The 19,643-nt window shown below is 40.1% G+C and carries 18 protein-coding genes, 1 pseudogene and 1 other annotated feature; of the genes and pseudogenes, 15 read left to right on the top strand and 4 right to left on the bottom strand.

The window, feature by feature from the left end:
• Nucleotides 1–78: 78 nt before the first annotated feature.
• The gene (locus UF75_RS06135; protein WP_052693040.1) at nt 79–1,401 is read right to left on the bottom strand and encodes a heparan-alpha-glucosaminide N-acetyltransferase domain-containing protein; all 1,323 of its coding nucleotides are present in this window, start codon (nt 1,399–1,401) and stop codon (nt 79–81) included.
• A 244-nt stretch (nt 1,402–1,645) separates the two neighbouring features.
• On the opposite strand from UF75_RS06135, the gene UF75_RS06130 reads away from it, so the two are divergent.
• From UF75_RS06130 to mutY, 4 genes are all read left to right on the top strand, one after another.
• On the top strand, nt 1,646–2,146 hold the full coding sequence (locus UF75_RS06130; RefSeq protein ID WP_045573724.1) for a GNAT family N-acetyltransferase: 501 nt from the start codon (nt 1,646–1,648) through the stop codon (nt 2,144–2,146).
• 180 nt (nt 2,147–2,326) lie between these two features.
• Entirely contained in the window at nt 2,327–4,735 is a 2,409-nt protein-coding gene (locus UF75_RS06125) for an ATP-dependent DNA helicase (protein WP_045573723.1), read from the top strand.
• A gap of 45 nt (nt 4,736–4,780) precedes the next feature.
• Complete coding sequence (locus UF75_RS06120; RefSeq protein WP_045573751.1) at nt 4,781–5,209, top strand: EamA family transporter; 429 nt, start codon at nt 4,781–4,783, stop codon at nt 5,207–5,209.
• Between the two features lie 249 nt (nt 5,210–5,458).
• The gene (gene mutY / locus UF75_RS06115; protein WP_045573722.1) at nt 5,459–6,727 is read left to right on the top strand and encodes an A/G-specific adenine glycosylase; all 1,269 of its coding nucleotides are present in this window, start codon (nt 5,459–5,461) and stop codon (nt 6,725–6,727) included.
• A 121-nt stretch (nt 6,728–6,848) separates the two neighbouring features.
• Here the strand turns inward: mutY and UF75_RS26860 are convergent, their stop codons facing one another.
• Nucleotides 6,849–7,160, bottom strand: a complete 312-nt coding sequence (locus tag UF75_RS26860; RefSeq protein ID WP_242860137.1) for a late competence development ComFB family protein — start codon at nt 7,158–7,160, stop codon at nt 6,849–6,851.
• 625 nt (nt 7,161–7,785) lie between these two features.
• On the opposite strand from UF75_RS26860, the gene UF75_RS06110 reads away from it, so the two are divergent.
• The 6 genes and pseudogenes from UF75_RS06110 (at nt 7,786) to UF75_RS06085 (ending at nt 14,282) form a co-directional block, all read left to right on the top strand.
• The gene (locus tag UF75_RS06110) at nt 7,786–8,037 is read left to right on the top strand and encodes a hypothetical protein (protein WP_045573721.1); all 252 of its coding nucleotides are present in this window, start codon (nt 7,786–7,788) and stop codon (nt 8,035–8,037) included.
• Nucleotides 8,034–8,291 carry a hypothetical protein gene (locus UF75_RS06105; RefSeq protein WP_045573720.1) on the top strand — a complete coding sequence of 86 codons (258 nt, stop codon included), beginning with the start codon at nt 8,034–8,036 and terminating at the stop codon, nt 8,289–8,291. Before UF75_RS06110 ends, UF75_RS06105 begins: the two co-directional genes overlap by 4 nt.
• A gap of 594 nt (nt 8,292–8,885) precedes the next feature.
• Entirely contained in the window at nt 8,886–9,968 is a 1,083-nt protein-coding gene (gene serC, locus UF75_RS06100; RefSeq protein WP_045573719.1) for a 3-phosphoserine/phosphohydroxythreonine transaminase, read from the top strand.
• 15 nt (nt 9,969–9,983) lie between these two features.
• Nucleotides 9,984–11,147, top strand: coding sequence for a phosphoglycerate dehydrogenase (locus tag UF75_RS06095; RefSeq protein WP_045573718.1), 1,164 nt, complete (start codon nt 9,984–9,986; stop codon nt 11,145–11,147).
• A 14-nt stretch (nt 11,148–11,161) separates the two neighbouring features.
• Nucleotides 11,162–12,401, top strand: a pseudogene (locus UF75_RS06090) (DUF1015 family protein).
• A gap of 289 nt (nt 12,402–12,690) precedes the next feature.
• Nucleotides 12,691–12,945, top strand: a binding site (T-box leader).
• 188 nt (nt 12,946–13,133) lie between these two features.
• Complete coding sequence (locus UF75_RS06085) at nt 13,134–14,282, top strand: bifunctional 3-deoxy-7-phosphoheptulonate synthase/chorismate mutase (protein ID WP_045573717.1); 1,149 nt, start codon at nt 13,134–13,136, stop codon at nt 14,280–14,282.
• A gap of 138 nt (nt 14,283–14,420) precedes the next feature.
• On the opposite strand, the gene UF75_RS06080 is transcribed toward UF75_RS06085, so the two are convergent.
• Nucleotides 14,421–14,975, bottom strand: a complete 555-nt coding sequence (locus UF75_RS06080; RefSeq protein ID WP_045573716.1) for a manganese catalase family protein — start codon at nt 14,973–14,975, stop codon at nt 14,421–14,423.
• 243 nt (nt 14,976–15,218) lie between these two features.
• Here UF75_RS06080 and UF75_RS06075 point away from each other — a divergent pair, with 243 nt between their 5' ends.
• The 5 genes from UF75_RS06075 to UF75_RS06055 all read left to right on the top strand — a co-directional run bounded on the left by UF75_RS06075 (nt 15,219) and on the right by UF75_RS06055 (nt 18,938).
• Nucleotides 15,219–15,896, top strand: coding sequence for a GntR family transcriptional regulator (locus UF75_RS06075; protein WP_045573715.1), 678 nt, complete (start codon nt 15,219–15,221; stop codon nt 15,894–15,896).
• 334 nt (nt 15,897–16,230) lie between these two features.
• The gene (locus UF75_RS06070; RefSeq protein WP_045573714.1) at nt 16,231–16,758 is read left to right on the top strand and encodes a chromate transporter; all 528 of its coding nucleotides are present in this window, start codon (nt 16,231–16,233) and stop codon (nt 16,756–16,758) included.
• Between the two features lie 43 nt (nt 16,759–16,801).
• Complete coding sequence (locus UF75_RS06065) at nt 16,802–17,341, top strand: chromate transporter (protein WP_045573713.1); 540 nt, start codon at nt 16,802–16,804, stop codon at nt 17,339–17,341.
• 67 nt (nt 17,342–17,408) lie between these two features.
• Complete coding sequence (locus UF75_RS06060) at nt 17,409–17,753, top strand: HIT family protein (RefSeq protein ID WP_348983031.1); 345 nt, start codon at nt 17,409–17,411, stop codon at nt 17,751–17,753.
• Nucleotides 17,754–17,807: 54 nt separating this feature from the next.
• A complete protein-coding gene (locus UF75_RS06055; protein WP_045573711.1) occupies nt 17,808–18,938 on the top strand; it encodes a M20/M25/M40 family metallo-hydrolase in 1,131 nt (376 codons plus the stop codon).
• Between the two features lie 451 nt (nt 18,939–19,389).
• Here the strand turns inward: UF75_RS06055 and UF75_RS06050 are convergent.
• A partial coding sequence (locus tag UF75_RS06050; RefSeq protein WP_045573710.1) for a Uma2 family endonuclease occupies nt 19,390–19,643 on the bottom strand: 254 nt, incomplete at its 5' end.

Genomic DNA, 19,643 nt, shown 5'->3' with positions numbered 1-19,643 from the left:
CTGCTGGAGTATGCGTAGTGAGTTGCAGTGTGGCGATAAGCTCATCCGCTTATCGTCATGGCCAGCGCATAAGGGCAACTAAGGCGGCCGCCTTCGCCAAGGCTGCAAGAAGGTTAAAACGTGCGAAGAACAGTGTCTTCGCTCCGCTAAGCTAACACGTGCGAAGACAGTGTCTTCGGGCGCCAGCCAAGTTTTCTTTATACAAACGGGCTTAGCTCCCTGAGTAAATCCCACTTTACGTTTAAGGATTCTGGCGGAGGATTGTTTTGCCAAATAAAAACAACACAGTGGATATAAAATAAATAAACCTATGAGCCAAATTCCAAATCCTTGCGTCAGAGAATAGGCATTAAAGTTCTGAAGTAATGCTGGTATTGCTGCATAAAGCCAGAGATGTGCGTTATAAAAGAGAAGGGGAGTTTGGCCAAAGTTCTCCAGAATCCGCCCTATTTTTGAGAACTTTGGCAGTTTGTCTAACAAGAAAAACATGATGAATAGAAGCCCTAGATTTAAAAGCATGTAGTCTAGACTAGGGGGGTATTTAGAAAGGCCCATAAAGCCATGAAAGGTCCCATTTGAGGGAAGGTAATCCCCTGTTTTCAATAAACGTAGAATTAAAAAAAGCGTCAAGCTACAAATCCCAGTCATCGCAAATCGTTTTGCCTCGTAAGCAACGCCACGTTGCTTAGCATAGGTAGTTCCATAGAGCCAGCCAAGGCTCATAGGTAAAAACCAAGGAATCAAGGGGAAGTTATTATTCACAAAACGTTCTGCAGAGAAGGGAATAGGTAAAATAAAAATAGTTTCAAAAACCTGTAATAAAGTTTGATTTTCAGGGAAAATCGTTGTAAAAAAGGGTAGAGACAGTTGACTGAAAAGATAAAAGAACCCAGATATCCCCGCTAGAGTCCAAGGAGATATATGACGCCCAAGTGTAAAAATAAGGAAACCAAAAGCAATCGTTGATAAAACGCTCAATGATAAAAAGGTTCCTAAAGTAACGATGGTAAGTGTTTGGGCTTGTACTATTGTAGGTAGATAAAATGCTGGGGAAACTATAAACAGTTGAAAAGCTATCAAAGTTAGCGCTCTTCGCCATAACAGACGGTCAATATTCGAGCTGGATTGTCCATTTGCTTGACGCTTTTTAATAGAACCAGCTAATACATACCCGGCAATAAAAAGAAATCCTGGCGCACAGATATTTGCTGAAAGCATGACTATTAAAGCTAAGTTATTTGAGCTCACAATTGGATTATAGGAAACGATACCATTAACTAGACGTGGTAATCCTTCATTATTAATTCGTCCAACACTCCAAAAAAATAAGGCATGGTCTAGAGCCATAAAAATCATAATCAAACCGCGGGCACGGTCTAAAAATGGGAGTCTAAAACTCAAATTAACCCATCCTTCCCTAGAACTAAGACAAGATCATAGATTATGTTACCCAAAATTGTAGAAAATTTGCAAAAAAAGTAAGTCTCAACTTGTCTCATTAAGGAACTGTAACGTAACCTTGCTTGTGATTCAGAACAAAACATTGAAATCGACCGTCAAGGAGGAATTAGGATGAAAATGGAGAAATGAACTTTCAGCTATTTGTGCAACATTTTGTGATTTTCCGATTTGGAGGTGAGTAGAGTTGGATATTATTCAAGCTTCTGAAAGACACCTAGAAGAAGTTCTGAGTTTATGTAAATATTGTTCAGAAAACATGACGAAAAACTTAATAGATCAATGGGATGAAGTTTATCCAAATAAAAAAGACTTCTTGGAGGATATAAGAGATAAATCGTTATACCTTGTAGTGGATAATAATTTAGAGGAAGTAATAGCTTGTATTGTCTTAAATGATTATCAAGATCCGGAATACAAAGAAATCCGATGGGGATATGAGGGAGAAAATGTTGCGGTCATTCACAGATTAATGGTTCATCCACACCATGAAGGAAAAGGGATTGCCAAACGTTTAGTAAGATATGTTGAGGAACTAGCGAAAAATAGACGATATGAGGCAATTAGATTAGATGTTTTTGTTAAGAATCCTAGAGCAGTAGGTTTTTATAATCAACAGGGATACGAAGTGATCGATAAAGTCATTTTTAGAAAAGGAGAGTTTTTTTGTTGTGAAAAACTCATATAAGCGGAGACGAAACTCCGGTTCGATTACAAAGGTTGCCCTTTCGATGTGTTATAATATGTTGAGCTAATAAGGCAAAAGGCTTCGTCCTTATCAAATTCACTTTACCCAATAAAAAAGATGTCAAGGAGCATATTGATGGAGCGATTTTTTTCGCTCTGTGAAAGATAAATAGGTGAAAAAATGAAAAAAGATGGCGCAGAGGCATCAGAACCAACTCCTTGTTTCAAAGTATCGGTCCGAAATCTCGTTGAGTTTGTGCTTATGCACGGAGATTTACAGCCGGGTTCGATCGGGGCTTCACGAGCTCAAGAAGGGACCAAGGCCCATCAGTATGTTCAAAAAATAAGTGGAGCAGAGTATGTCCCGGAAGTAACGCTAAGTTATGTGTATTCCAAGTTGGACTCACAACTCAAGGGTGATGAAAGAGCAAATCTTTCTCTCGAAATCAAGGGGCGTGCAGATGGCGTTATTAAGAACGATTTTGGGATCTGCATCGATGAGATAAAAACAACCTCGCTGGATTTAGATCTTATCGATGAAACATTTAACGATTTACATTGGGCACAAGCTCAGTGCTATGGCTTTATGTATGCCGTTCAAGAGGGCTTAGAAACAGTGGATATTCAGCTAACCTACTTTCAACTTGATACCGCCAAAACTAAGAAATTCAGGAATAGCTTTTCAAAGACAGAGCTTTCGCAGTTTTTCTTTCACTTAGTCGAGCGCTATCTGGCATGGGCATATCATTTAAAAGAATGGTCAGAGGCGAGAGACTCTAGTATTCGCGAGATGCAATTCCCCTTCGGGTCGTACCGACCGGGACAACGGGAATTGGCGGTTGCAGTATACCAAACAGTCAAACATAAACAAAAATTATTTGCCCAAGCTCCTACTGGTATCGGCAAGACGATGGGAACCTTATTTCCTGCGCTTAAGGCTATGGCCGAAGGGTTAACGACTCAGATCTTTTATCTTACAGCAAAAACCATTACCCGAACGGTTGCCGAAAGAGCCCTATCCGATTTGCATAGGCAAGGGTTATCAATCAAGTTTTTGACTTTGACAGCGAAACGTAAACTTTGTTTTCTCCCCGAGTCGACATGTCTCCCTGAGGAATGCCCTTATGCACAGGGATTTTACGATCGCATACGAACAGCGGTGGAAGATGTGTTTAAGGAGGATGCTTGGACGCGTCATGTAATTGAAGAATATGCACGCAAACACTCAATTTGCCCCTTTGAATTCTCTTTGGAAATGGCAAATTGGGCGGATGTCGTGATTTGTGATTATAATTACGTTTTTGACCCTCGGGTGTACTTAAGAAGGTTTTTCCTCGAAGGAGGAGAGTACACATTTTTAGTCGATGAGGCTCATAACCTAGTAGATCGGGCAAGGGAAATGTTTTCAGCAGAAGTTAACAAGGAATCTTGGTTAAAACTTAAGAGGCTCACGAAAGAGGACGATCCGAGGTTAACGAAAAGCTTAAGTAAAGTTAATTCCGCCTTAGTCAAAGAGAAAAAGCTGTGCTCTGAAACCGGGGGTAACGGAGAACGTGTGGAAAAGGAGCTTCCTACCAAGTTGCTCCAAGCGTTGAGACAGTTTGTCAAAGAGGCTGAACGTGTTCTGAAAATTAATGAACGACCTTTTTCCTGGCAGGAACTATTTGTCGAACACTATTTTCAAGCCTTAAGTTTTATTCGGACCTCTGAAAGTTATGATAGTCATTATGTTAGTTATCATCAGCCAATTCGAGATGATTTTCGGGTAAAACTGTTTTGCCTTGACCCTTCGGTTCGATTAAAAGAAGCCTTGGGGAGAGGGCGGGCGACGGTGCTTTTTTCGGCTACTTTGAGCCCGATGGACTATTATATGAACATTTTGGGTGGCGAGGAAACCTCATATAAGTTAAAGCTAACGTCGCCCTTTCCCTCTGAAAACCTTTGTCTGCTTATTCAGGACCATATCTCTACCAAGTATAAACAGCGTGTTCAGTCGTATGATCTTGTTGCTGAAGCCATTAATGCTGCCATTTCTTATAAAGAGGGAAACTATCTGGTCTATTTCCCCTCTTATGCTTATCTGAATGAGATTTATCTCAGGTTTAGTGAACAAAACCAACACGTTCAAGTGATCTGCCAAACTCCAGGTATGGCAGAAGAAGCCCGGGAAGAATTTTTAGCAAACTTTGCTTCAAATCCCGAGCAGACCTTGGTCGGTTTTGCGCTGATGGGTGGGATTTATGGCGAAGGCATTGATCTGATCGGAGATCAACTTTCCGGAGCAGTGATTGTGGGAGTTGGACTACCACAGATAGGCTCAGAACGAGAAATTATTCGCTCATATTATGAATCCGCAAGTAGGCAAGGCTTCGAATTTGCGTATATGTATCCAGGTTTCAATAAGGTCTTACAAGCTGTAGGGAGGGTTATTCGTACTGAAAGAGACCGAGGGGTGGTTCTGCTGATCGATGAGCGTTTTTCTCAATCGTCATATAAGAGGCTCTTTCCAGAAGAATGGAAAGAAGTTGGCCTTGTCACAAATCCGGATAGTATCCGTACGGCAATGAAGAGATTCTGGACGGATGTTTAATTGACATCTTGCACCAAATACCAAATGATTGTTGAGGTTGAATTTATGGTTCTGTATATGTTCCCGATTGCTCTTATTGTTTTGTCAAATATCGTCTATAATGTTTGCCAGAAATCGACACCTCAGAGTGTTAACCCCTTTTCGGCGTTGCTGATTACTTACTTGACTGCAGCAATTTTAACTCTAGTTGCGTTTCCATTTTATAAAACGGATAAGGGCTTTTTTCAATCCTTTTATGAGTTGAATTGGACTAGTTTTGCCCTAGGTGGAGCAATTGTCGGACTTGAACTAGGATATCTGTTTGCGTATAGGGTGGGATGGAATTTAGGTGTCGGTTCCTTAGTGGCCAATATTATTCTCGCGATTATGCTTATCCCCATAGGAATTCTGTTTTACAAAGAGGGATTTGCGATTAACCAGATTATAGGGGCAGTATTTTGCATTGTAGGATTGATACTAATCAATAAGAAATAAGTAAACCAAGGGGACATGAAACAAGGGCATGAAACAAGGGGACAGGTTCCTTGTTTAGTGTGAAACAAGGGGACAGGTTCCTTGTTTGCATGAAACAAGGGGACAGGTTCCTTGTTTAGTGAAACAACATGTGTGAACCAAGGGGACAGGTTACATGTTTTGATTTCCGTTATCTGAAATAATGCATGCACAATTAATATAACAAAGGACGGCCTAAGACTTTATGGCAACTATAGGAGATGACACAAGATGGATGCATCCTACGATAGCTTAATAGATATAGCCCAAGATCAGAGTCTGTCTGTACGATTACTAACTTGGTATACAGTAGAAAAAAGAGATTTGCCTTGGAGGAAGACGAGTGACCCCTATGCTATTTGGGTATCCGAAGTCATGCTACAGCAAACTCAGGTGAAAACGGTCATACCCTATTATGAACGATTTTTGCAACGTTTTCCCAATGTAGAACAACTCTCAAAAGCTAATCTCGAAGACGTCCTGACAATCTGGAGTGGGCTGGGGTACTATTCTAGAGCTCGAAGAATGTGGGAAGGGGCCCGATATATTTGCGATTTCTGCGGAGGGAAGATGCCTGAGGATTATGATTCACTTCTTCGAGTGCCAGGGATCGGAAAATATACTGCCGGAGCAATAGCCAGTATTGCGTTTGGTCAGAGTGTGGCGGCAATCGATGGCAATGTCCTACGAGTGGTATCTCGATTGTTAGCTTGGTCTGAACCAGTTGAGACAGTTCGTAGCTTTCGCCACTTTAGTGACCATTTGGCAGTTTGGCAATCCGATGATCAGCCAGGCGACTTTAACCAAGCATTAATGGAATTAGGAGCTATGATTTGCATAACGACAAAACCAGACTGTAGCAACTGCCCGCTGGCTCAACTCTGTGTGGGGTGTTTGCAGGGTGAAGTCCTGCGCTATCCCGTAAAAAAGCCCAAAGCTCAGCGGCAGGTGCTGACCCGCTTGACCTTTGTCTTACGTATAGGGGATCAAATTTACCTACAAAAACGTCCTTCCAGTGGGCTGCTCGCTGACTTGTGGGAGTTTCCCGGCGTCGAATTGTCTGAAGACAAGGTCATGGAAGAGGGTATCCCTATCTTTAATTTAAGTCAGATCTTTGATTATTATAAAAAGGCGATAGCTGTACGGTCGTTTGACGGACGAGTGAAAGATCGATTTGCGCAGGGATTACCATTGCAAGGCCCGGTATGGTACACCTTTAGTCATAGACGGTGGAGAATTATCTGGACAATAATTGATCTACCTAGTCTGCCCGATTCGATCAAACTTACTGATCCGCTCGACTTACCGGAATTGCCTGAATCGATTGGAACAAAGTCGACGGGAGTTTCGTTGCTAAGAGAACTGGACGGGAAATATCTGTTCGATCCAAGGGAAGTCTTTCAGTCCGTCGATAATAGTTGCTGGGTTTCGCTTCAGGACTTAAGCAATTTCCCTCTCCCAGTAGCATTTAGTGCTATTGTTGAAGATTTAACCAAATAAGTTTTGCATAAACAATGTTCCATAATGTGAAAAACGCCAATCAAGGTAACTGTTAACCTTGACCGGCGTTTCACTTTTTGTGAATCAAAAAACATTTTGGTTAATACATCGCTAGGGTGGTTTAGTCAAGCGTGTGTAAAGGTCTAGCGCTGACTTGTTGGACAGCACGAACAACTTCCGCCATTACATGCACTTGGTCTGAAAGGACATGTGATTCCGATTTCATAATAAGTTCGCCTCGTAAGGAAACAAAATAACGTGCTGGTAAACGGTTTAAGGTTAGTGCCATTATATCAGCGATACAGCGTTTACAAGAGCAGGATATTGTGTTATTACGGAGATATTCTTGTAGTGCTTGATGGACTACAATTTCCGAATAATTTCTAAATTCATAATCGATGATTATACAACTCCTTTGAATTTTAATTATCAAGCGAGATCCTACATATTAGATTAGCGTTATTACAATTGATAAATAACAATATTTAAAACAAATAAAAATAATATTCTGTTAATTTTAAAAAATTCGACATAAGTTTCTGATCTCCTTCTAATTGGTCATATGATCATAATAATTTCCAGAAATAGTTAGAGATAATTGGTGCCTCAGTTAAGTGGGGCACCAATTATTAATGAATTTTCTTCAAACTACAGATTCCACTTTACTTTATCATGTTTTTCATGTTTGCGCAGGATTCAGGGGGAGACACAGCATTCTTCATCTTACAATCCTCACAGATTTGTAAACCATGGTCTTCATACAAATCCTCTTTCGAAACATTAACGTTACACTTTTCGCATTGTGCCAATTCAATCCCCTCTTTCAAGTTCAGCTGGAATATAAAAACCCTCACTTAACTTAACTCGAAAAAGAAGGGTTTAGTCATTTACTCTTCGCTCAAAACTTGGATGATGGCATTAAGATCTATGGTTAAGTCAGGAAGAACGTTAACAGGAAGCAGATCGTTAGTAGAACATTGGCTACATCATAAGTTCATGTCTCTCAACCCTTTGGGGCATAACTAAAGGAAAGTATGAGTTGATAAGGAGTTTTTTCCGTGCAGTTAGTAATTAAGGCAGCGGGGGAAGGGGCTAAGGCCTTATCGTTTCTCCTAGCCAAGAATCCCCAAAATCTTTATGACCGGGCCGAGAAAGGGTATCTTGTTCGTCTAGCTTATACGATTTTCACGGAAACAGAAGTGGAAGTGATCTTGTTTGTTACTCATGATCCGATTGAACTAGTAAAAAAACAGTCCAGATTTGTAGTTAAGCCGGACACTTATATTGCTCGGAATGATAAAGACGTTTGATCCAACCTGCAATTAAGGCCAGGGGGAGAAACTATCTTCATATCATTTATGGCATTGATTACTTACAACCTGAGAATTTAGCCCGCTTAAAACAGCGCAATGTCAGCCGCAAGCAACGTCATGCTTTAATGGAGTTTGCTTTAGGGATAGAAGGGGTCAAACGTTTTGTTGACAAGGAACCAATCTCAAGAGTTCATGAATGTGTTTTGGCCACCTTGGCCTTAGAGGCTGAACCCGTTGACCCTAGGTTATAAACAAGCATCGTTTTTTACTCAGGGGCTGGATGAACCAATATCTTCTAGGATTTTTAGCGTGAAAATCGAAAATAAAGACTTGACATGCAGGCACGAATCAATTAATATCTATATAATCCAAAAAATAATACTTAACACGATGAAGGGAAGTCCCTAGCTCATAGAGTTAAGAGAACTGACGGTTGGTGCAAGTCAGTCTACAGAGCTTAAGGATTCCATCCTGGAGTGGCCAATGATGAATTGTGACGGGTTCCGCCCGATAAAGCGGACATAAGTTGGCCGATTTAGGCAACATGGGTGGCAACGCGGGAATAACCTCTCGTCCCTTATTGGGACGAGGGGTTTTTATAATTTTAAGCGTCTGTTTTCATGTACCTTAATCGACTAGAACTTGGGTGGCACCGCGGAATTCCCGCCCCAATGCTGGGGTGGGTTTTGTTTTTTCTCTAATTACCCAATTTTAAACATTTTATTAATAATTTTAAAAGGGAGGAGTATTTTGGGAGTTACAAATTAGTGGTATTGAGCTCAAATTTAAGGACGCATTAATAGTATGTTAAGGTACGTTTTTAAATAGAAGAAGGAGGATTTTTTATGACAAGAGTTTATAATTTTGCGGCAGGTCCTGCAGTATTACCGGAAGAAGTGCTTAAAGAAGCAGCAGAGGAGATGTTAGACTACAACGGTACGGGCATGTCCGTAATGGAGATGAGTCATCGTTCGAAGGCTTTTGAACAAATTATAGTGGATGCAGAAAACACATTAAGGGATTTAATGAAAATTCCTGATAATTACAAGGTTCTATTCCTTCAAGGCGGAGCATCTCAACAGTTTGCCATGATTCCCATGAACTTAATGAAAAATAGAGTGGCCGATCACATTAACACGGGGCAATGGGCAAAAAAAGCGATCTCTGAAGGGAAAATATATGGCAAGATCAATGTCATTGCTTCCTCTGAAGATAAGACGTTTTCATATATTCCGGATCTAAAGGACCTTAAGATTTCGGATGATGCTGATTATGTCTATATATGCCATAACAATACCATCTATGGAACTAAATATCATGAATTACCAGAAACCGGGGACAAAATTTTAGTCGCTGATATGTCCTCAGATATTCTTTCTGAACCTGTTGATGTCACAAAGTACGGCCTAATTTTTGCAGGTGTTCAAAAAAATATTGGTCCTGCGGGAGTCGTTGTGGTGATCATTCGTGAAGATTTAATTAGAGAGGATGTCTTACCTGGGACTCCAACGATGTTGAAATATAAGATTCATGCCGATAATAAATCTCTGTATAATACCCCTCCAGCCTATGGGATTTATATTTGCGGTAAGGTATTTAAGTGGGTTCAAAAGCTGGGTGGGCTCGAGGCGATGAAAAAAGTCAACATAGAAAAAGCTACAATTTTATATGATTACCTTGATTCCAGTAGATTATTTCGAGGTACCGTTGTCAAGAAGGACCGTTCTTTAATGAATGTCCCCTTTGTAACGGGCTCCGATGAGCTGGATGCTAAATTTATTAAAGAAGCAAAGGCTGCTGGATTTGAAAACTTAAAGGGACATAGAACGGTGGGTGGTATGAGAGCAAGTATCTACAATGCCATGCCAATTCAAGGGGTAAAGGCTTTAGTTAAACTGATGAAAAAATTTGAAGAAGAGAATAAATAAGGGGTGGAAGTTTTAATGTTTAAAATTAATTGTTTAAATCCGATTGCTAATGTGGGGTTGGACCTATTAACTGATCATTATCAAATGGTGGATCGTTTAGAGGATGCAAATGCAGTACTCGTTAGAAGTTCTAATGTTCATGAATTAGAGTTACCCCATTCGTTAGAGGCTATAGCTAGAGCGGGAGCGGGTGTTAACAATATTCCTTTGGACAAATGTGCTGAAAGTGGTGTTGTCGTCTTTAATACCCCAGGTGCTAATGCGAATGGAGTTAAAGAGATTGTCATTGCTTCCTTAATTATTGCCTCGCGTGACATTTTCGGAGGAGTTAACTGGGTAAATTCTTGTCAACAGGATCCAGAGGTTGCAAAACTGGTGGAGAAAAATAAATCAAAGTTTGCTGGAACAGAAATTAAAGGGAAAAAACTAGGAGTCATAGGACTTGGAGAAATTGGAGTTTTAGTTGCTAACGCCCTGAATAAACTTGAGATGGAAGTCTACGGATATGACCCATTTATTTCAGTGGATGCCGCCTGGAGGCTTTCCAAATTTATTAAACCCACTAAGTCTTTAGAAGAGATTTATCGAGAATGTGATTTTATTACAGTCCATGTACCTTTAACTGATTCAACTAAGGGAATGTTCAACAAAGAGACCTTTGCGATCATGAAGGATGGAGTTAAAATACTAAACTTTTCTAGAGATTCTTTGGTGATTGATGAGGATATGATTGAAGCCCTGAAATCTGGAAAAGTCGGTCGATATGTCACAGATTTCCCAAATCCCAAGGTGTGCGGCGTCGACGGAGTTATTACCATTCCTCATTTAGGAGCTTCGACGAGTGAATCAGAGGATAACTGCGCGGTTATGGCAGTTCAGCAATTAATGGACTACCTTGAAAATGGGAATATCAAGAATTCGGTTAATTTTCCTAACTGTGATATGGGGATTTGTACACATACTGGACGGATCGCCATTAATCATAGGAATATACCGAACATGTTAAGTCAATTTACATCAACCTTCGCCAAAGAAAACATTAATATTCCCGACATGATTAATAAAAGCAAAGGAAAGTATGCATACACTGTACTTGATTTCGAGTCCCCATCAACCCCTGAATTAGCAATGAAGCTTAGAGCAATCGACGGAGTATTAAAAGTTAGAATCATTAAATAGGTGGAGGAAGAGCATTGGCTATTATTAGACCGTTTAATTCGCTAAGACCTAGAGAAGATGTTGTCAGTAAAGTGGCTGCACTTCCCTATGATGTTTATAATCGTCAAGAGGCTTTAGAAGAAGTTTTAAAAGAACCTTTATCTTTCTTGAAAATTGATCGGGCAGAGACTCAATTTAATAAGGACATTAACCCATATGATGAAAAGGTCTATGAGAAAGCACGAGATAGCTTGCAGGAAATGATAATGGATGGCATCCTAATAAAGGAAGGTCGGAACTGTTACTATGTTTATGAACTAACGATGAATGGCCGTTCTCAGACCGGTATAGTGGGATGTGCAGCGATTGACGATTACCTCAATAATGTCATTAAAAGGCATGAGAAAACGAGAGAAGACAAGGAACTTGATAGAATAAACCATGTAGATAGTTGTAACGCTCAAACTGGGCCGATATTTTTGGCGTATCGTTCTCAGGAAAAAATTAATCAAGTGGTAGATGTGATCAAGAAGGAATCTCCAGTATATGATTTTGTCGCTCAGGATGGAGTCAAACATATGGTGTGGAAAATAGATAGTGAAAGCAATATACAAACTATCTATACAGAATTTAAAACAATACAGAGTATCTATATTGCAGATGGACACCATAGAACTGCTTCAGCGGTAAAAGTTGGCTTAAAAAGAAGAAAAGAAAATCCGGGGTATACTGGAGACGAAGAATTTAACTTTTTCCTATCGGTGCTTTTCCCGCATGATCAGTTGATGATCCTGGACTATAACCGAGTGGTGAAAGATTTAAATGGCAATAGTGATGAAGGCTTTTTAAATGAAGTAGCTAAAGTTTTTACAGTTGAAGCGATGGGGTTAGAAGCATATAAACCTATAAAAAAGGCTACATTTGGGATGTATTTAGAAGGAGTATGGTATAAGTTAACGGCAAAAGATGAGACCCGTTCAAACGATCCTGTTAATGGACTTGATGTCGCATTACTTCAAAATCATTTACTAACTCCAATTCTCAATATTAAGGATATAAGGACCGACAAAAGAATAGACTTTGTCGGCGGAATAAGAGGGCTTAAAGAACTTGAAAAAAAGGACCAATAGTGATATGAAGGTTGCTTTTTCGATGTTCCCGACTTCGATAAACGAGTTGTTTGAAGTATCTGATGCAGGTCAATTGATGCCCCCAAAATCGACTTGGTTTGAACCTAAACTTAGAAGTGGATTGTTTGTTCATGAGTTAAGTTAGACCGTTGGATTGACTAAGGAAAATAATTTTTAGGAAAAAGTATAAAACTTAATAAATAGGTTATACTATGTTTTGAGATGAAGTTCATGGCAAATTCAGACTGATTGACAAGTAAAAATACTGCCGTTGGCATTGGTTACAATCGCTACAGCCTTATTGGCTTAGTCTAAATCCTAAGTAGAACGTGAATAAGTCATCCAACAGAGCCCGGAAATTTCGGGCTCTGTTTTTTCCTATAATACTGGTTGACAAAATTTTATCTGGTGTTATAATACAAATAACTAAATTATTAAAGGCGACGACGGAGAAAAGTAGTCTATTTATTACCTTTCAGGGAGGAAGAGTCTCGACTGAAAACTCTTCTATGTGTGATGATAGGTGAAGTTCCCTCCCGAGCTTCCGGCTTAACGTTAAAAACAAGTAGGCTAGGACGGTTCTTCACCGTTAACAGGAAGGGGGTATCGGTATTATTCCCGTACCTTTGTTGAGTGGCCATTTTGGCTAAGTTGGGTGGTAACACGAGATATAACTTCTCGTCCCTACATGGGATGAGAAGTTTTTTATTTTGTTAGAACTAACTACATTCGACAAATACGAGTTTGATAGTCTGTACCTTTTGTTGAGAGGGCCAATTTTGGCCAAAATGGGTGGTAACGCGGAAGTCCACGGCTTTCGTCCCTGTGGAGGGATGATCCGTGGATTTTTTTGATTAAAATTTGGGAGGAAATTACTATGAAAGATTTGAAATTAGCAGGACTGAAGGCGGAACGCAGTGCGATTGAAGTTAAAGGAGTAACTATTGGAGGTAAAGAAATTATTTTAATCGGTGGACCCTGTGCTGTCGAATCAAGCATCCAAATGAGTCAATCAGCTGAGACTGTAAAAAAAGCGGGAGGCAAGATTCTACGTGGTGGGGTTTTCAAACCTCGTACTTCCCCCTATAGTTTCCAAGGGTTAGGACGGGAGGGGCTTAATTATTTGGTGCAAGCAGCTAAAGAACAGGATTTGCTTTGTGTTACTGAGGTGATTGATGCTCCAAGTCTCGAGTTGGTAGTTGATCAGATTGACATTATTCAAATTGGTGCGCGGAATATGCAAAACTTTGAGCTTCTTAAAATGGCAGGAAAAATTAAAAAACCGATAATCCTTAAACGAGGTTTATCTGCTACGATTGAAGAATGGCTGTTAGCGGCTGAATATATTATGTCCGCTGGCAACCCTAATGTTATCCTTTGTGAACGAGGAATTCGCACGTATGAACCCAGTACTCGAAATACCTTAGATATCAGTGCCGTCGGGGTCGCCAAAGAGCTTTCACATTTACCAGTGATTGTCGATCCAAGTCATGCTGCGGGTAGAAGAGACCTGATTGCATCCTTGTCTAAGGCTGCCATTGCATCTGGTGCGGATGGTTTATTAATTGAGATGCATCCTAATCCTGCCGAAGCAGTTAGCGATGGGCCCCAGTCTTTGCACCCTGAACAGTTTATTCAACTTGCAGGGGAACTGGGTGTCGTTGCTAGATCAGTAAATCGAATCTTTGTCCATGGTGTGCATAAGAATGAGGAGACTCTTGAATCTTTGCGAGATCAAATTGACGACATTGATCAAACGATTATCGAACAACTAGCGGCGCGGATGCAAATCGTCAATAAAATAGCGGATCAAAAACGACTGGATCGTGTGAAAGATAGCCCGCGGGAAAGAGAAGTTATACAGCGCCTTATTAAACTTAGCAATGAATTAGAACTTCCCTCAGAATTGGTAAAGAAGATCTATCCACTAATTTTTGAAGTGGCAGTTCAATCCCAAATTAAACGAAAATTAGTGAGAGAACAGGAACTCGATTTATCACTTGTAGAACATTTAGGAAGTAAATAATTAAAGATTTTGTAATTTAAAAGTTTTTCTCTCAATGGGCAAGAAAGATATTGTGTTAATATGGCTGAGAAAAAAAGCAAACTGTATCATGACTAGATACAGTTTGTCTTTATTTTTGTGTATTTGATTCATTAGCTATTACTCAAACGTTTGTAGACTCATTTTATATTCGGAGAGTAATTCATTAAATTGTTCAGGAGCTGCTCCTTGTTGAATCATCATCTGAGCCTTTTGGAAAAGGTGTTTATGAACATCTTCCCTGCTACCTAAGAAACTGATCATTTTTTTAAGACCCGGGTCATTGGTCATCGTAAAATGCTTATTGTATAATATTCGGGCCCGAACCTCTGCTTCCACGTCAGCTTGTAGCATTGCGATAGGGTCTAAACTTTGATCGACATAACTGATATTCCAGGGGATGCCTTGAGAATTAACATAACATAGGGGTGGCCCACCTAACTTGTTGATAGCGACGGCGATCATTTCCATGTGACCCATTTCTTCTGCAGCAATCAGGCCCAATAGATCGCGAAGATAACGGTTGCGCATGTTTGAACGGTGATTTAGGTATTGAGACGCTGCGGAATATTCACTGTCCTTTCCACCATAATGTTCTAATAATACTTGGCCAAATACCGGGTCACGAAGTTGAACCTGAACCGGATAAAATAAAGGTTTGCAATAACTAAACATGTTCTGGCCTCCTCGAAACAATATAATACCTGAATTCATTATATGATCGAGGGGATCATTTGGTTATGGCTATTACCTTAGAAGTTTGAACTAGCGAAAAGCTTTCGCAGTACCCCGTATGTTTAGATAGACTTTGGTTTTTGGAATATGGTATACCATATATCACTTGCATTTCGACTATAGAAGGAATTATAATTGCTTTAAAAAATAGATATTTGTCAAAATTCTAAAGGGGGCATTGAAGTGGCACACCATTTTTCACCCATTAAGTTCGATGACAAGGGTCATATCCGAGATTCAGTGTTTTCTATTCTGAGAAATGCTATTCTGGACAAAAAGTTAGAGCCAGGACAGAGGCTAGTGGAACGTAATATTGCGGAACAATTGGGGATCAGCAGGACTCCAGTACGTGAGGCAATTCATAAGCTCGAATTGGAAAGGTTAGTAACTCATATTCCTCGCAAAGGGGTAGTGGTATCTGGATTCACAAAGGGAGATATTGTTGAGATTTTGGTCATACGGACATCTTTAGAAGCGCTAATTTGCAGCATAGCAGCTACTAAAATTAGACCCCGTGATTTAGAACGTTTGGAAAAGCTTGCGAAGCTGCTGTCTGAAGAACATGGCAAAGGAAACTTTAAGAAATCTAATCAATTGAACGATAAGTTTCATGAAATCATTTATAGAGCTGCTGAAAGCCCACGATTATACGATCTTCTCAATACATTGCTCGAGTATATAACTAAGTTCACTCAAGTGGCTTATTCTAAACCTGGCAGATCTGAAGAAGTATGGGTGGAACATAAGTCACTCATTGAGGCCTTGCGCGCGCATGACAGCTCTGGGGCAGAGGCAGCCGCGAAAATTCATACTGAAAATTCGAGCAAAGCATTTTTAGAAATGGCTTATTGGGAGAGATAGTACTTTGAAGTTCTCTTTTGATTTTTTTTAATGAGTGTTAGTAATTTAATTAATTGCAAAAAATAAATTTGGTATACAAAAATTACAATATGGTATACCAAATGTATTGAATTATGAAGTTCTAGGTTTTATACTAAGCAAAGAAAACTAAATATATTGGCTGAGATAGGTAATTTAGAGAATTTCAAAAATATATTTGGTATACCGTATACCTAAAAATTATTAATTAATTAGATTTAATAATTTAATCTTTATTATTCTTTCAAATAGCACAAGCTATTTAAGGCAGTTGTTGATTCATTATCAACTATATAAGGAGGGAGACGAATCTAAGATGTTTACACAACTATGGGATCTGTTAGTTGCTTTTGCTAGGGCTAGTAACCTGGGCTTTGGCGGTGGACCGGCAGTTATTCCTCTCATTAAAATTGAAGTCGTGGAGAGGTATCATTGGTTAACTAACGCTGAATTCACGGATGCACTTGCCGTCGGAAATGCTTTACCTGGCCCAATTGCGACAAAATTAGCGGGGTATGTTGGATATCAAGAAGCCGGATGGTTAGGAGCTTTGGTAGCGAATATTGGGGTTATTCTTCCTACTGTTCTCGCGGTTATTTTATTAGCTGGTTTTTTAATGAAGTATTCGAATTCCCCAGTCTTAAAAGGTATGCTTAAGGGAGTACGACCGGTGGTTGTCGTCTTAATTGCTCAGACTGCATTCGACATGGGAAGGGGATCTTTCCCGAACCTAACAACCTGGGGTATTGCCCTGGCAACGGTGGCTTCTTTATATTGGTTGAAGTTGCATCCGGCGCTAATTATCGTCATATCTATGGCTTTTGGACTGTTAGTATTTCGATAGTTAGTGACTTATTTAAAACAGGTGTTATGAGGGGGCGGTCTTCATGTTTAAAAAGCTTTGGAACTTATTTATAGCCTTTACCCGGGCCTCAAACCTAGGATTTGGGGGAGGGCCTGCACTGATTCCACTTGTTAAAGCAGAAGCGGTGGATCGATATCAGTGGATGGATAATGAAGAGTTTGCTGATTCCTTAGCCATCTGCAATGCCTTACCTGGACCTATTGCCACTAAAATGGCTGCCTATATAGGCTATAAAATTGCGGGGTGGCTGGGAGCATTCATTGCCATCGTTGGAACAGTCGCTCCAACGGTGATCGTTGTTGTATTATTAGGTAGTCTTATTGCGAAGTACTCTAATTCCCCGGAACTCAAAGCAATGCTCCAGGCAGTTCGCCCTGTAGTGGTTGTGCTTGTCGCGGAAACAGCGTATGATATGGGAAAAAAATCGTTTCCTACAGGCAGTTCATGGGGGATTGCGGTTGCAACCGTGGCCTTACTTTACTTAGCCAATATTCATCCGGCCTTTATTATTGTGGCCTCGATGCTGTTTGGGTGGGTTGTGTATGGACGTAATAAAAAGTAGAAGAATTATTGCTTGAAATGTGTTATGTTAATCCTTAAGGGTACAGTAAAAAAATGGGGGAGGAAACATGATGAGTGAATGCATTTTTTGCACTTTGCCAGGGATCAAGATTTTTTTAGAAAATGAGCTGTCCTTGGCTTTTTTTGATAAGTTTCCTGTCAGCAAAGGACATGTCTTAATTGTAACTAAGAGACACATCTCAAATATTTTCGAGGCAACTTCTGAGGAAATGGCCAGTATAGGAGATCTCCTCAAGAGAGTTAAGGAAGAGTTGGACAAAACATATCATCCTGACGGTTACAATGTAGGGGCTAATACTGGTAGTACTTCCGGACAGACAATTTTTCATTTGCATGTTCATGTCATTCCTCGTTATCAAGGGGATGCTGGAACTGTGCGGTGGCATACATAATGCATTGCTAATTCTGTTGTCGTTCGAGAGACTGAACTTAAAGGGTGTGCTTAAATGATCAATCAAAAAAGGTTATTGGCTGAGTTTTTTGAGCTAATCAGAATTGATTCACCAACTAAAAAAGAACGCCAGATTGCAGATATACTCAAAGAACGTCTTGAAAGCTTGGGATTAACTGTAACAGAGGATAATGTAGGTGAATTAATCGGCGGCAATTGTGGCAATGTTCTTGCCTACTTGAAAGGGGATCTTCCGCAGGCTCCCAGAGTGTTACTGTCAGCACACATGGACACGGTAGATCCTTGTCTTAATATCGAGCCGGTATTAGTTGAAGGGATGGTCATTTCTGCTGGCTCGACGATTTTGGGAGCAGATGATAAATCTGGAATAGCTCCCATCTTAGAAGCGATCAGAACTATCCAAGAGAATCGTATTCCGCATGGCGACATTCAGGTGATTTTTAGTGTGGCCGAAGAAGGTGGTCTTAACGGCGCTAAAAATTTGGATAGAACATTTTTGAAAGCAGATTTTGGATTCGTATTTGACTGTGCCGGCGGACCTGGAGAAATCGTTCTTGCTGCGCCTGGACAAGATCGTCTCAATGTTGTCATTAAAGGCCGAGCATCTCATGCGGGTATGTCACCAGAAGACGGAATCAACGCGATTGTTGCGGCATCTAGAGCAATTGCCATCATGCCGATAGGTCGCATTGATGAGGAGACAACCGCAAACATCGGCATAATTCAAGGAGGTAGAGCTACAAATATTGTAGCTGACAGAGTTGAGATTACGTGTGAATCAAGAAGTCGAGATATAGGGAAATTGGTAAATCAAACTAATCAGATGTGTGAAGCGTTTAAGAGTTGTGCGGAGGAAATGGGTGCTGTAGCAGAAATTGAAGTTATTAGGTTATATACTCCATTCACATTGGCTGAGGATTCTCCAGTCTCCCTCATTGCTAGCAGAGCTTCCAAAAATGCCGGGTTGAAAACAAAGTTTGGGGCAACTGGTGGGGGAAGTGATGCCAATCATTATAACCAATATGGTGTGCCGTGTGTCGTGCTGGGAACAGGTATGCAAAAGCCGCATACAACTGAAGAAAGCATCGCAGAAAGAGATCTTTACCGTACAGCAGAATTAATCGTGGAAATCATTAAAGATGTAGCGAGGGCTGAGAGTGTATAACGGGGACGGTCCTTTTAACACACTTTTAACGCACAGTATGTATCCATACGGATGATAACCATTATAAAAAGCAGGTGAATTACTACTAATTCATCTGCTTTTCTGATTAAACTTAAGACTTTTTGTTCATTATAGATGTCTTCTGAAGTTATAGATATTTGTGAGTTTAATTCGTAACTTGACTTTATTTTTGCATTAGATAAAGTCTGGAGGTAAATTATCTTTTAAGTAATGGAAAGGATTAGTTTTAGATCGAATGGCAAGATAATATATTATACATCTTTTTTAGCTAGGAACCATATATTTTAGAATAAGGTATGAAGTAGTTTACCGTAGCTAGTTTACCGTAGTTTAACCCAAAAGGCTGGAGCAAAAATATGCTTCCAGCCTTTTGACGGTTTTTACTTCGTTTTGTCTGACTACCAGATGTCTTAATTATTCTAGGATGTACCTAGTTAAATATATTCCGCAAGTCAATTTCTAAGTCCTCAAATATCCCATCTTTTACTGTTTCGTCTTTTCCGTACACTTCTGGTTCAGTAAATACATTCTCGGAAAATTTATATACTTCCACTATCTTATTAAATGGATCAACTATCCAGTATTCTCGGACTCCTGACAACCGGTAGCGTTTTAATTTGACCCGTTTGTCTTTTAACGCTGTTGATGGACTCAAGACCTCAACCACAAGGTCGGGAACACCGA

It is taken from the genome of Desulfosporosinus sp. I2 (assembly GCF_000960765.1).
Classification (GTDB): domain Bacteria; phylum Bacillota; class Desulfitobacteriia; order Desulfitobacteriales; family Desulfitobacteriaceae; genus Desulfosporosinus.
The sequence above is the reverse complement of the archived record's forward strand: the minus strand, read 5'-3'. Positions and strand labels throughout refer to the sequence as shown.